The sequence below is a fragment of the Sporosarcina sp. FSL W8-0480 genome (genome assembly GCF_037963765.1).
GTDB lineage: Bacteria > Bacillota > Bacilli > Bacillales_A > Planococcaceae > Sporosarcina.
This window is the reverse complement of the sequence record NZ_CP150166.1, coordinates 1,705,489-1,718,645: the sequence shown is the minus strand read 5'-3', so window position 1 is coordinate 1,718,645 and position 13,157 is coordinate 1,705,489. Positions and strand designations below refer to the sequence as shown.

Sequence of the window (13,157 nt, the reverse complement as noted above, 5' to 3'; positions counted from 1 at the left end):
TCCAATAATTTGGCATTATACATACTGATGTTCAATATGTTTATCGCCATGGCTGGCATTGGCCTAATTATTCCTATCATGCCGAAATTCCTTGGGACATTCGGAGTTGCCGGACAAGTACTTGGATTCCTCATTGCAATATTCTCCTTTGCGCAGTTCATTTTTTCTCCTATCTCAGGAAGCTTATCCGACCGGCATGGAAGAAAGAAGATTATTATTTTCGGACTGATAATCTATGGCTTAGCTCAGCTTGCATTCAGTTTATCGACTCAGTTATGGATGCTTTTCGTAGCTCGATTCTTTTCGGGTCTTGGAGCCGCATTCATCGTGCCACCAATGATGGCATTCGTTGCAGATATAACGACTTTGGAGCGACGCGGGAGAGGAATGGGACTCCTTGGAGCGTCCATGTCATTGGGCTTTATGATCGGACCTGGCATTGGCGGTTTTCTTTCCAACATAAGTCTTCTGTTCCCGTTCTATTTTGCAGCTGGAGCAGCTATTTTCGCAGCAATTTTATCCATTTTCATCTTACCGAACCCTGCACCATCTATTTCAGTTGAAAAGCTTCAAAGTCGAAAAGAAAATCTTTTTGAACAATTGTACCGGTCAACGAAAACACCTTACTTCGTAATGTTGATTGTCATGTTTGTTTTTTCTTTCGGACTTGCAAACTATCAGGCGACAATTTCACTCTATGTTGACCATAAATATGGATATACCCCTTCTCAAATAGCTGTTCTCATTACAGTCGGGGGATTTGTCGGAGTCATTGTACAAACGTTTGTCATTAATCCGCTGTTTAAAAGGTACGGCGAAATGCGCGTTATTATTGTCAACTTGATTGTCGCTGCTTTTTCGATGTCGGCAGTTTTACTTGTTGACCTATTTTGGACAATTCTATTGGTTGCTACAGTTTTTTCAATAGCCACTTCCCTACTGCGTCCAGCCGTGAACACTCTTGTATCAAAGCTTGCTGGGGAAGAACAAGGCTTTGCCGCGGGGATGATGAATGCCTATATGAGTTTAGGTAATATGGTCGGTCCAGCACTTGCTGGTTCTATTTTCGATTTCAATATAGCATTGCCTTACTTGGTTGGTACAGCAATCCTTTTAATTTGTTTTGGAATTACCAGCTTTTGGGCCAATAAAAACAAAGCACTTCTTGCTTCTACACGGACATCATAAGAAAACTCATCTTCGGAATAATCTCTGAAGATGAGTTTTTCTTATCGTTTCTTTTTCGCTTTCAAAAGTTCTGATAAATGATCTTCTGAATTGGTAGTGTTACTTTCCGTCACAGGTTTCTTCTTCTCGATTTTTGCCATGAGTCCAGAGAACATGCCAAAACGACGTAGCGTAATATCTATAAAAAATAAGATCATTGCAGTCATGATCAACCAATTTGCAATAGGTTTTTGATTCCCGCTCTTAAACGGATGTGATCTGAATACTTTTGCAGGATCTTCATGATATTCGCCGCCTGTCCGCTCAGCAATCTTAGTCAGTAACGCTACATTCGGTTCTGATGGCTTATATTCCTCACTATAAGGAACTGAAACACCCGCTTCAAATAAACCACCTTTATCATCAGAAACGCCGAAAAAAACGAGTCCTGGATCGGCTTGTAAGGTGACTCTCACTTTCCCAGGAGCTAAAGGTTCAGACTGGAAAGGGACCTCATTTCCCTTTTCATCAATAATCGCGATATCGAGGAATGCAGCATTGCGAGAACTGTCTGTTACCGTATACGTACCGCCACGTTCATGGGTGATCAGATAAGGGACGTCTTCATACGAGGGAAGAAGTCGAGAAACAGCCGTATTCCAAAAATCAGAATAACCTCCCCATCTCGCAAGATCACCTGACCACCTTCCTGTCGAGTCTGAAGTGAAAGCAATCGTACGCCCTAAACCATACATCCACTCGGCTAACACAGGGTCCTCTTTCGGACTTTCCGCAACAATTGTTGATGACCCCTTTGGAGTCGTTGCAATATAAGCGTTCATTTGCGGAACTCCATCTTTGAAAATAGAAGTCCACTCCGGAACGTTGCTGAATGTTGCATAGAACGGATCGTCTTCAATATACGTACGGGTCAGCATCGATGTCTCCCGCGTTAATATTGCAGGAATTGTCGATTCATCCACCGCATCGTAAAATCTTCCTCCGCCAATTTCAGCTAACTCTTCAAGGAGAACACCATCTGCGTCCGTTCCGATTGCAACGGTCGATAACGTTACATTATTATTTTTCCCCTCCGAAATAATCTCTTCATAATCAGGAGGCATACCGGATTGACCATCTGTTAAAAGAATAATATGTTTTCGTTGGAGTTTCAAATCTGCCAAATCTTCATATCCCTTGGCGACAGAAGGAAAAATATCCGTCCCTCCAGCGGCTGGAATTGACAGAATTTTATCGATTGTATCTTGCTTATTTCCTAATGGTCCGACGGGAATCACTTCCCATATTTCGTGATCAAATGCAGTGAATCCAAATGTGTCATCTTCCCTAAGCAGGTCCACTGCTCTCGCGGCAGCTTCCCTCGCAATGACAATCTTCGAGCCTGACATACTTCCTGAGCGGTCCATAGCGATGACGAGTCCAAGTGAAGGAAGCTGTTCTTTTCCTTTCACTTCCATTTCCACTGGCAATAAACGCTCGATTGGAGATTTGAAATACCCTCCTAATCCATAGCTTTCATCTCCGCCTACCATCATGAAACCTGTACCGAAGCTTTTGACAGCCTGTTCGATTACTGCCATTTTATGTTCACCAACAAGGTGACCCGGGACATTATCGAAAAGAATCGCACCAAACCCCAAATACCCTGATAAATTCTCAGGCAACTGTCCGGCATTCACAACTTCAACTTCCATGGCATTTTTGTCAAGTAGTGATGGGATAACAGATGGATTCCGTTCCGTTTGAACGACAAGAACCCTTGGAGATTGCTCCAACATCGTAACGGATAGCATTCGGTTGTTTTCCAGTAATCCATCATCAGGGACAATCAGCTTTGCCTCGTATTTCAGAAGTCCAGTTCCCCTTGCCTCTACATGGAATGAAAAGATATTACCACCTTCATCAAGTGCAACAGATTCATTAATGATTTCTTCATCGTTACGATAGATGAGTAACTGGCCTGCTTTCTGAGAAGATGATTCTATCTCTACTTGCAGTAATTGTTTTTCCCCTTCATATGCAGTTCGCGGGGTTTCGAAAAGCGTAATAGATGCATCCGTTTTATTTGCCCTATTTAAGACTACCGTATCGATTTGAACATGGCTATTCTCGTATTTCGGTAAAAGTTCCTCAAGAGACCCTGCCGTCTCAATCCCATCGGATAATAGGACAATTCTTGTAGCCAAATTCGATTTCGCCACAGCCGCGGCTAAGTCAATTGCGTTTGCGATATTTGTATTATTATTCGATTCAATCGGTTCCAATTTCGGCAGCTTTGCTTCTCCATCGGATAATTGAAAATCGGTTCGAAATGTCCCGGCAAATGAATAGATTCCTACTGATTGATTGGCATGGCGAAACTTTAAGCTATCTGTAATCCATTTTTCAGCTGCCGGTCCTGCATCCTCGACCGAGACGGATCGATCCACAACAAATAAAATCTGTTCTTCATTGTCCGGCAACATGATATAAGGGAAAGTAAGCGCAAAGACGATACAAAATATAGAAAGACTTCTAAGTGCATAGAGAATGGTTCCTTTTCCAATGAACTTCATTTTTGAAGCCTTCCAAGTGTATGCCATATAAAGTGCTACTGGGATGAGCAATACGAGCCATAAAGGCTCCTCAATTCGGATATCCACGACGTCTTTGCACCTCCCACTCAATCAATAATAGAAGGAGGACAGGTATTAAAAATAGCCATCCAATCATATTTTTGCCTTCTTCTTTCCCACTACTTTCAGCTTCACTAAAGCCTACTCGATAACTTGCTCCACTGGAGACAACTTTTTCATTCGGGTCCAATTGAACCGATAAATATTTCTCTGTTTCACCATCAATCATTTTATATATTCCAGGTTTTGAAGGTGCTACAAAACTTCTGCCATTCGGGAAGCTTGCAACATATTTGTCTTCGATTGTAAAAATCTCGATTCCCTCCGCCCCTCCACTTGTTAGGATCGCTTTTCGTTCATTGGGAGAAAAAGTCCCTACATTCTCATTAGCCGTTCTTAGCGTTTCTGTAGTACTCCATATGAATAACGGAAATGAAGGGTGCAAAGGCCAATCGGTTAACGCAATATCCGTTAAGACGATAATATCGCCTCGCGGTGAACGCTGTATAAAAGGCTTTCCGTCAATTGATGCCAATGTCGAATACTCCTCAAACGGAGGGTATAATGCACTCACGTATATATCATTAATTGAAGCTATGGTAAACAAGGTGTCGCTTACTGTATCTATTAGCCCTGAAACCGGCTCAATCGACGAATCATTTCTGCCAAGCAAAAATATCGGGTCAGATCCTTCAAGAAGAAATGACGGATCATTTGTCACGAGCATTGCTTGATCCCTTGCAGTTGCCATTTCACTGACAGAACCCGTCGTCACCGTTAAACCGATTGCTTCAAATGCTTTCTTCACAAGTTCATGCAACTGGCTATCTACAATTACCTCTGAAGATTCGTTTGCTAAAATAATAAACGCTTCGTTATCAACTTTATAATCATCCTGTACTTGAAGGACAGCACTAACGGCTGAAAGTGATGGCAAACCTTTAAATGAAAGGAGGGTACCCGCTTCTTCATCGACTGAAAATTCCTGCTCCGATAATGCTTCATCCGTCATTTCATTCTTAATGATCACCTTTCCGGTTTGCTTGGATTTTGTATGATTTGACAGCTTAATAATGGCCTCGGTTCCGTCCACAGTAGATACGGCACCAAACTTTTCAATGGCGATATTGTCGGATAGGTTTTCATTGTTATGTACTGTCCAGGTAATTCCATTCATACTTTCCATGAAAACGGACCTATCCAAGAAGTCGGTGAAAATATGGACATCCGCACCATCCTGTATAGCGATTGACTTCGCAAAGTCAATTGAGCGGGGCATATGTTCATGTTCATATTTCACACCTAATTTATCTATAGCAGCCAAAACTGCGCGTCTATCAGTCTCTTTACGCAATAACAGAGAAGGTTCTTTTCCTGTCGTAATAATTGATATTGCGTTACCTGCACGTTCTTCAGCGAGTGCTATTATTTTTTCCTTACTTCTATCTAACAACGTAAGCCCACCATCAGTCACACTCATGCTTGCAGACGTATCTACGATGAAAACAGTATGACTGTCTTTAACGGTTTCCTTCGGTATAAATGGCGCTAGTAAAATAAAAAGCAACAGTAATAGAGCCGCCATTTGTAAATAGAATAATGCATTACGCTGGAGATTTTTCAAATAAGGAGACACTTTCGTCTCTCGCATTGAAGTCTCCCAAAATAATGTAGATGAAATTGTTGTGGTGACATACTTCTTCCTGAAAAAATAATACAGAAGGACGGCCATCGGAAAAACCGCAGTCCACATATTACTTAACTGATCGAACCCCACCTATGCCGCCCCCTATCACTGTAACCAACCAACTTGACGCATTTTTTTCGTAAATAGATCCATAACACCTTCGGAAACCTCTGAACGTATTAGGCCAATTCCATACTTATTCGCCAATGCAGTTAATTCGTTTTCATGTTTTCTTTTTTTCTCAATATAGTCTTCCACAATTTTTTTTGTCATCGAAACTTCAATGACCGATTCATTTTCGATATCCACTAATCTGACATCGCCTTCAAATGCAGGGAACTCTTCCGATGAAGAGTGCACGGTCACTACACGGACATCCCTACAAATACCGGGTAATCTCCTGAATAACTTCTCCCACTTCTCAACCTGCTCCAAACCATCGGTAATAATTAATAGGACCGTCAGTGCCTTCGGTATATGTTTCAAGGCTTGATCAGCAAATTCCATATTCGTTGTAGGCGTATCTATTTTGGAAATGAATTTTGACAGATTGGCACGATGCAATGCTCCTTTTTTCCGAAAAAAGAAGCTTTCATCGGCGCTCCAAGTTGAAAACGAAACAGTATCACCGCTTTTTAAAGCTATATGACCAAAACCAATTGCAATTTGGCGTGCAAAATCCCATTTGCCGTCTGTACCCATGGACTTTGTGGAATCAAGTAAGATATGTACCCGCATCTCCTGTTCATCTAAAAATTGTTTAATGAAGGGTTTATCTGTACGCGCAAATACATTCCAGTCGATATGCCGCAAATCATCTCCCGGGTGGTATTCTCGGAAATCCGAAAAATCAAGAGAAGAACCCGTCTTCGTGGAACGATGTGCACCTTTGTGATGCCCAAGACGCCTCGATCTTGTTGAAATAGACAAAGCACCTAATCGTTTGGCCAATCTATCTGGAAATAGTTCTACCTTCATTGGATTGAAGCCCCTTGACGTACATCATCCAATAGTTTATCGATTAACTTGTCAACATCGATTCCTTCCGCTTCCCCTTCATAATTGATGAGGATTCGGTGCCGTAATGCTGGTTTAGCAACAGTTTTAATATCCGCTATTGACACATGAACTCGACCTGCCATAAGCGCTCTTGCCTTTGCAAGACGTATAATAGACTGCAATCCACGAGGGCCACTGCCATACTGAACGTACTGATTCCATTCATCTTCCGATCCCAATTTATGATGGGTTGCGGAAACTAAATCGACTGCATAGTCAATCATGTCATCAGCTATGACAACCGCTTTTGCCATTTCTTGTGCCTCCACGATTGCTTGAGTATTCATGACTTTTTGTATGGCAACGGACTCGGGACCTGTCGTTCTTATCATTATTTCTTTCAATTCTTCCTTTGAAGGATATGGCAATAAAACTTTGCATAAGAACCGGTCCATTTGTGCTTCTGGCAATGGATAAGTCCCTTCCATTTCAATCGGGTTCTGGGTAGCCAATACAAAAAACGGTTTGGCCATCTTTCTTGTTTCACCAAGCACTGTAACAGTTTTTTCACCCATTGCCTCAAGTAGTGCACTTTGTGTCTTAGGAGTAGCACGGTTTATCTCATCCGCAAGCACCATTTGACTGAAGATAGGCCCTTCCTTGAAAACAAATCGCTGCACGCCATCCTCATTTCGTTCAAGAATACTCGTTCCTGTTATATCTGCGGGCATTAGATCCGGTGTGAATTGGATTCGGGAGAAGGAAAGATCCAATACTTCCGAAATCGTTCTGATAAGCATGGTCTTCCCAAGTCCAGGCAGCCCTTCCAGTAAAGCATGCCCATCAGCCAATATGGAGTATAAAGAAAATTCGACAGCTTCCTGTTGCCCAACTATGAATTTGCCTATTTCTGCACGTACTTCAGCAAGTTTCTTGCTCATTTCTTCAAATTGTTCCGGCGAAAACGACATGTGTACATCTCCCATCCATTTCTCATTCAATTGATGAAAAGTAATCTGAAAGAATTCTTTGCAAGTCAGCAGGTAACTTCAACTTATCCGAACCTTTCAAGTATGCATCTTTGTAACTGCCAACCACTTCTCTGTATGGCTTCAGAGTCCCTCTCTCGACAAGACCGTCACGTTCATTTTCTTCGATAAACTCACCTTCACCAAGTTCACCGCCGACAACTGTCGGATCATTGTAACCACCTATACGGTCCTGAGGAATCGAAAGCATATTCCGACCACCGGATCCCGTTCCAGCGCCAGATCCCTGGCCTTGACCTTGACCTTGGCCTTGACCTTGGCCTTGACCTTGACCTTGGCCTTGGCCTTGACCTTGACCTTGACCTTGGCCTTGACCTTGACCTTCGCCTTCGCCTTGCCCTTCGCCTTGACCTTGGCCTTGACCTTCGCCTTGACCTTCGCCTTGACCTTCGCCTTCGCCTTCGCCCTGGCCTTGACCTTCGCCTTGACCCTGTTGACCTTGACCACCACTGCCAACTTGAGATTGACCGGAGCCTGTTTTTCCATTTGAATTGGCTCCAGATTGGCTATTGCCTAATGGTTGGTTCCCTGAGTTTGCTAAAGCAGGTAAAGATGGAGCCTTTCCGATTTTATTCAACGCACTTTGTGTTTTTCCTGCTTGCTGAGCGAGCTGATCGACTAACGGTCTGAGGTTATTGAGTTCACCTTCCTCAGATTCACTCAATCCTTCGCTATCACTATTTTTCTTTTCCGTTAATCTCTGCTCTTTAAGCTTGAACTCTTTTTGTTTCTTCACTAATTCCCTTAAAGTTTCTTCACTTGTTTCCACGTCTTTCAAGTTCTCGGTTAAGTCTTCAAGTTCCTTCTTTAGTTCAGGGTTCTTTTCCTTCTTAGCTAACTCTTGAATTTCTTTCTTTAATTCCTCAATTATCTCTTTCTCCTTTGCGACAGCTTTCGCCTCTTGCTGTGCATTAGAAGGAAACATCACCAACAATATAGATGCTGTAACAAGAATTAGGAAACCTGCCAACATCTTGCTATTTACAACCTTTTTCTCACGTTTCCTAAATTCCGGAAATGCAGAGTCCATGCTTCTTTTTGCATTTTTTGTGATGGACTCAGCGAAGCTTGATTGTTGGATACGATCATCCAGTGCCGTCACCAATAAATTGTCAGGTAAATATTGATCCAGCTTCCAGATGGCTTCTTCACGTCGAACATTTTTTATCAATAAAATGACAACCGTACCTACAATTGTTAAGCCGGCAATCCAACTGGCAATAAATAAGTAATGCGGCAGTATGAACAGCCTGGAAGCGGAAAGGATTAGTGTGAACAGCAAAGCGGATAGAAACAACCCAGTTTGCAGCTTATAGACTGATCGTTCCAGACGTAATGACCGTAACGCCTTTTTGACATATCGCTGTAACGCTATCTTCCCTTCCATCTGTTACACCCCCTCATTTTAGTCGTTTCATATTGACCCGTAACCTCTTCACCGATATGAAAAACGCTACCACGGTAATCAATCCATAAAATATCAAATATCCAGCCCAAATCGGGAATTCGATTTTCGTTAATTCACCTATGGAGCTATTCAGATCAGGTGATAAAAATGATGCAAACAGCACCGCAGGATTAATGGATGCCAAAAACTGTCCCAAATAAGATGGTGATGTAATGGTCCCCATATTATTGAATGCTTTCATTTGCATGACGATAATGAATAGGAAACCCGTTACTACCGATAGGAAGAGCATTGATCCATATGTTGCTATCATTGATACAATCGTTCTGCGAATTAATGTAGAGAACATGACCCCGATACTCCCAATCGCTAACAAGGTTACGAATAGGAAGAAGAACACTTTTACAAATTCCATTGGGGAAATACCGCCAAACAAGAACACTAAGCTATAGATAGGAAGTCCCGCAACGATCAACAAGAGAAGGAAAGCTACAGACGAAAGCATTTTTCCTGAAATTATTTGAAACGAGCTTTGAGAAGTCGTCAATAGGATGGGTAATGTCTGTTTCTCCCTTTCCGAACTGATTGACCCAGCCGTTAGCCCTGGGGCCGTGAATAACACAAGCCCAAGTTGGATATAGGATAGAAAAGCAAATAAGACAAAACTTTGGCTCGGCCTGAAATAGGACGTGCCTGTCATGTTAACAGTCAGGAAAATATAACCGAAGACAAATATGCACATTGCAAGGAGGAAGAATAAAATTCCATTGAAGCCTTTGAATGATCGGAATCTGAGTTTCAATTCCTTAAAAAGAACCGGATTATTAAAATTCATATTAGTCAGCGGCTCCTTTCGTAATTTCCATAAAGACATCTTCAAGGTTTGTAACATGTTCCAAGAAAGAAACAATTGGCAAATCTTGTAACATCGCTTTTTTCAGCATGCCAATCTGCTCTTCTTCACTTCCCCTATACGTGAAGGAGATACCATCTCCATTATCAAGCCTTTCAATTGACGAAACATATGGTTGTTCCTCAAAGAAGGAAATCACTTCATCTGTTTTGGAGACAAGTCGAACCGTAATTACTTTTTCTCCTTGCAGCTTTTTCTGAATTTCAGCAACTGAACCATGTGCAATCAGTTTTCCATTGTCAATAACACCAATTTCATCACACATTTCCGCAAGTTCAGGAAGAATATGAGAAGAGATCAAGATTGTCTTTCCCATACCTTTTAACGTCTTTAGAATATCACGCATTTCTACCCGTGCTCTAGGATCAAGTCCCGAAGCAGGCTCATCTAAAATAAGAACCTTTGGGTCATGTATCAAACTACGTGCCAGGCATAATCTCTGCTTCATACCCCTCGAAAGCAAATCAACATAAGAATATCTTTTATGCGTTAGATTTACTAACTCCAGCAACTGCGGTATAAGTTTTTTCCTTTCCTCTTCTGGAATACCGTAGCTCGCTCCGTAAAAGTCCAAATATTCATCAGCCTTTAGCTGATCGTATACACCGAAGAAGTCCGGCATATAGCCAATCAGTTTTCGGATTTCTGAAGGTTTTTCACGAACGCTTATACCATCGATGAATACTTCTCCTGAAGTCGGTTGAAGCAATGTAGAAATTATTAAAAATGTCGTAGACTTACCGGCGCCATTTGCACCGACAAACCCGAATACCGTCCCCTCATCGAGCGTTAAATCCAAATTATCAAGTGCGGTAAATTGCCCGTATTTTTTTGTCAGCCCTTTGATCTCTATCATTTCTTCACCTCGCCATGCAACTTGATTTCAGGAGCTTGCGCTTCAATTCCTCGTTGTCCGCCTGTAAATTCAATACGGAATTTCAATTCGCCACTTTCAGACAAGTAAGGCCTGATTGAATCGATAGTTAGCTTCCGATCAGACTTTAATTGCTCGAACTCCTGAGTAGTTTGATTAAAAATGCTTAAATTATATAATTGGTGTTGGATTTTGGATATATCCATCGATTTCCAGTTGAACCCTTTTTCCATATACTCGTCAGGTATCTTCCACGTTTGGGTATAACTTTCCTCATCGAAATAATACATATTTGCAGGATAGCCCGTTAGATATGGCTCCATATTGTATTTTTCCGAAAGAAGTTTCATCTCCATCATTTCGGCATCCATCGTGAAGGAGTCACTAAATTCAATTTTGGGTGTAAAAGGTTGTGTAATCATCGTCAGTGCGTCAGTAGTCGCTTTTATCTTCTCAAGCTTTACAGGTATAAGTTGTGTATCCGCATAACCAATGATTGCTGGTTTGGATTGACTATTGATAAAATCGCCTGAAAACGACATTAAGCCACGTTTTCTCATTTCCATTAATTCATCTGTGTTCACTGGCATTTGTCCAGAATACATATTGCTAACTGACCGTTTAGGCAATAATGTTGAAGTCGTTAATGTTTCATTCACTTTTAACGTTTCTCCCGGGCCCAGATCACCAATGGCAATTTGCTTATTTCCCGACCAAATTGCAACGTCTTTTACCGGGAAAGGGAAATTATTCGTTATTTCTCCAGTAAGCTGCTTATCCTTAACGGTTAGGTTCACGTCGTAATTTCCTTTTACATCCAGTGTTGTTTGACCATAAACTGAAGCAACATCCCAGTAACCTATATCTCTTAAATGTAATTTAGAGCCTGTTGCATCTTTTTCAAGGATTGCTCGCTTATGTGAATTAGTGCTCATTCGCGAAGGTCCGAAAAAGGAACCCATCGAATATGGCGTATACGTCGATAATGTCGTCTCGAGTGGTACTGAGAAAACAAAATCCCCCGCTTTGTTTGTCAAAATGGATTCGACAAAATAACCCGTCAATGTTCCATCACCGCTCACGTCAAAGACTGATGTCTGTTGTATTTGAGCCTGGCCGATACGATCTCTTGCACCATAGGCAAAGATGAACACGGAAACGGCAACCGATATTACAGGAATAATCCACCATGCATGTTCCCTTTTGTCTTTACGTTTCAATACAAGATACAAAATCGGAATGATGATGATAATGTAAACCAAAATTACTCCGAACAGAAGTGGGGCGGACACTTTGAAAGATGGAAAAAGCTCATTCGGATTTCCAATAGTCCAACGCAATGATTCTACAGGGTCGTTATAATATGGCATCATTCCGCCAGACATCATAGATTGGTCAACAGAGTCAAGTAGTCTTTTCCACACAGTATGTGCCCCATGCATTTTAGAAAAAGGCTCATCCCCCAATGAAAAGGACGTTTGAACGACCATTCCCTTGCCAAGTGGCTTTGATGCTGCCAAAATATGAGGGCCATCAGCGTAAATCACTTTCGCATCTGCATTCAATTCAGACTGCGTAATAGTAACTTCCTTATCAAAGCCATCAATTCCAGTCCAATTAATGAATGCTTCAGGACCAATTGTCGTTTTAGCCGATTGTGTAAGCGGCAAATACTCCGCAAAAACCCCAGACTCTACAGCAAGATGATCTGAACCTCCAAAAATGATAACTCCACCTGAACGAACCCAGTTCACTATCGCCTCTTGCTCGGCAGTAGTCATGTCAGCAATTGGGTATTCATCTATAATAATCGTATCAGTTGGTCCCCATCCGGCAGATTCATCCGGCAATTTAGCGGCAGTTATCTTAGAAGCATCAATCATTTGTACATTTGGATAATTGGTTAAGCGCATCCCTTTAAGTGCAGATAGGCGATCGATATTGTCTGTAAATGCAGTAATGATTTTTGTATCTTCGTGATACATCGCAACGGTTATTTGTTGCGATCCTTTATGGGGTATCTCTTTCCCTGACTTCCAACCGCCCTCATAAAAAAAGATTGATTTTGTATTCACACCATACATATTGAAATCGAACATTTTGGAGTTGATGAACGTGACTTTTTTCGTTTCTCCTGCTCCAATATCTACCGGAAAAACTTCTCCGACTCCAGATTCATATGATTGTTGTGTATCAATGATTAAATCACCACTGAAAGACGAAGTACCACTATTTTCGATTTCAATCGTAATAGGTGCTCCTTTTCCATACTTAGCCTTTCCGTCAAATCCGGCAGTCACCTTTACTTTAAGCTCTGGTGCCGCCATCGCATGAATCGTTGGAAAAAACAGGCATAACGCCATTAAAGTAAAAATAATTCCCAATTGCTTCTTCCACATAAGTAAATCCCCCTTCGTCTAACAC

At 41.7% G+C, this 13,157-nt stretch carries 9 protein-coding genes; 1 reads left to right on the top strand and 8 read right to left on the bottom strand.

All coding sequences use genetic code 11. The features are described from left to right. Positions 1-27: 27 nt before the first annotated feature. Positions 28-1,188, top strand: coding sequence for an MFS transporter (locus NSQ43_RS08970; RefSeq protein ID WP_339254851.1), 1,161 nt, complete (start codon positions 28-30; stop codon positions 1,186-1,188). Positions 1,189-1,229: 41 nt separating this feature from the next. Here the strand turns inward: NSQ43_RS08970 and NSQ43_RS08965 are convergent, their stop codons facing one another. The 8 genes from NSQ43_RS08965 to NSQ43_RS08930 are packed head-to-tail and all read right to left on the bottom strand — an operon-like array spanning position 1,230 to position 13,132. Next, entirely contained in the window at positions 1,230-3,830 is a 2,601-nt protein-coding gene (locus NSQ43_RS08965) for a VWA domain-containing protein (protein WP_339249429.1), read from the bottom strand. Continuing rightward, positions 3,814-5,580 (bottom strand): VWA domain-containing protein, encoded by a 1,767-nt coding sequence (locus NSQ43_RS08960; RefSeq protein ID WP_339249427.1) that lies wholly within the window; start codon positions 5,578-5,580, stop codon positions 3,814-3,816. Before NSQ43_RS08960 ends, NSQ43_RS08965 begins: the two co-directional genes overlap by 17 nt. A 15-nt stretch (positions 5,581-5,595) precedes the next feature. Then, entirely contained in the window at positions 5,596-6,468 is an 873-nt protein-coding gene (locus NSQ43_RS08955; protein ID WP_339249425.1) for a DUF58 domain-containing protein, read from the bottom strand. After that, positions 6,465-7,460: a MoxR family ATPase gene (locus NSQ43_RS08950; RefSeq protein ID WP_339249424.1), complete on the bottom strand. Its 996-nt coding sequence runs from the start codon at positions 7,458-7,460 to the stop codon at positions 6,465-6,467. Before NSQ43_RS08950 ends, NSQ43_RS08955 begins: the two co-directional genes overlap by 4 nt. Positions 7,461-7,482: 22 nt before the next feature. Further along, positions 7,483-8,925: a hypothetical protein gene (locus tag NSQ43_RS08945; RefSeq protein ID WP_339249422.1), complete on the bottom strand. Its 1,443-nt coding sequence runs from the start codon at positions 8,923-8,925 to the stop codon at positions 7,483-7,485. Between the two features lie 13 nt (positions 8,926-8,938). Then, positions 8,939-9,781: an ABC transporter permease subunit gene (locus NSQ43_RS08940; protein WP_339249420.1), complete on the bottom strand. Its 843-nt coding sequence runs from the start codon at positions 9,779-9,781 to the stop codon at positions 8,939-8,941. A gap of 1 nt (position 9,782) precedes the next feature. Continuing rightward, a complete protein-coding gene (locus tag NSQ43_RS08935; protein ID WP_339249418.1) occupies positions 9,783-10,715 on the bottom strand; it encodes an ABC transporter ATP-binding protein in 933 nt (310 codons plus the stop codon). Continuing rightward, positions 10,712-13,132: a hypothetical protein gene (locus NSQ43_RS08930; RefSeq protein WP_339249417.1), complete on the bottom strand. Its 2,421-nt coding sequence runs from the start codon at positions 13,130-13,132 to the stop codon at positions 10,712-10,714. The genes NSQ43_RS08935 and NSQ43_RS08930 overlap by 4 nt, the downstream gene beginning before the upstream one ends. Positions 13,133-13,157: the final 25 nt, after the last annotated feature.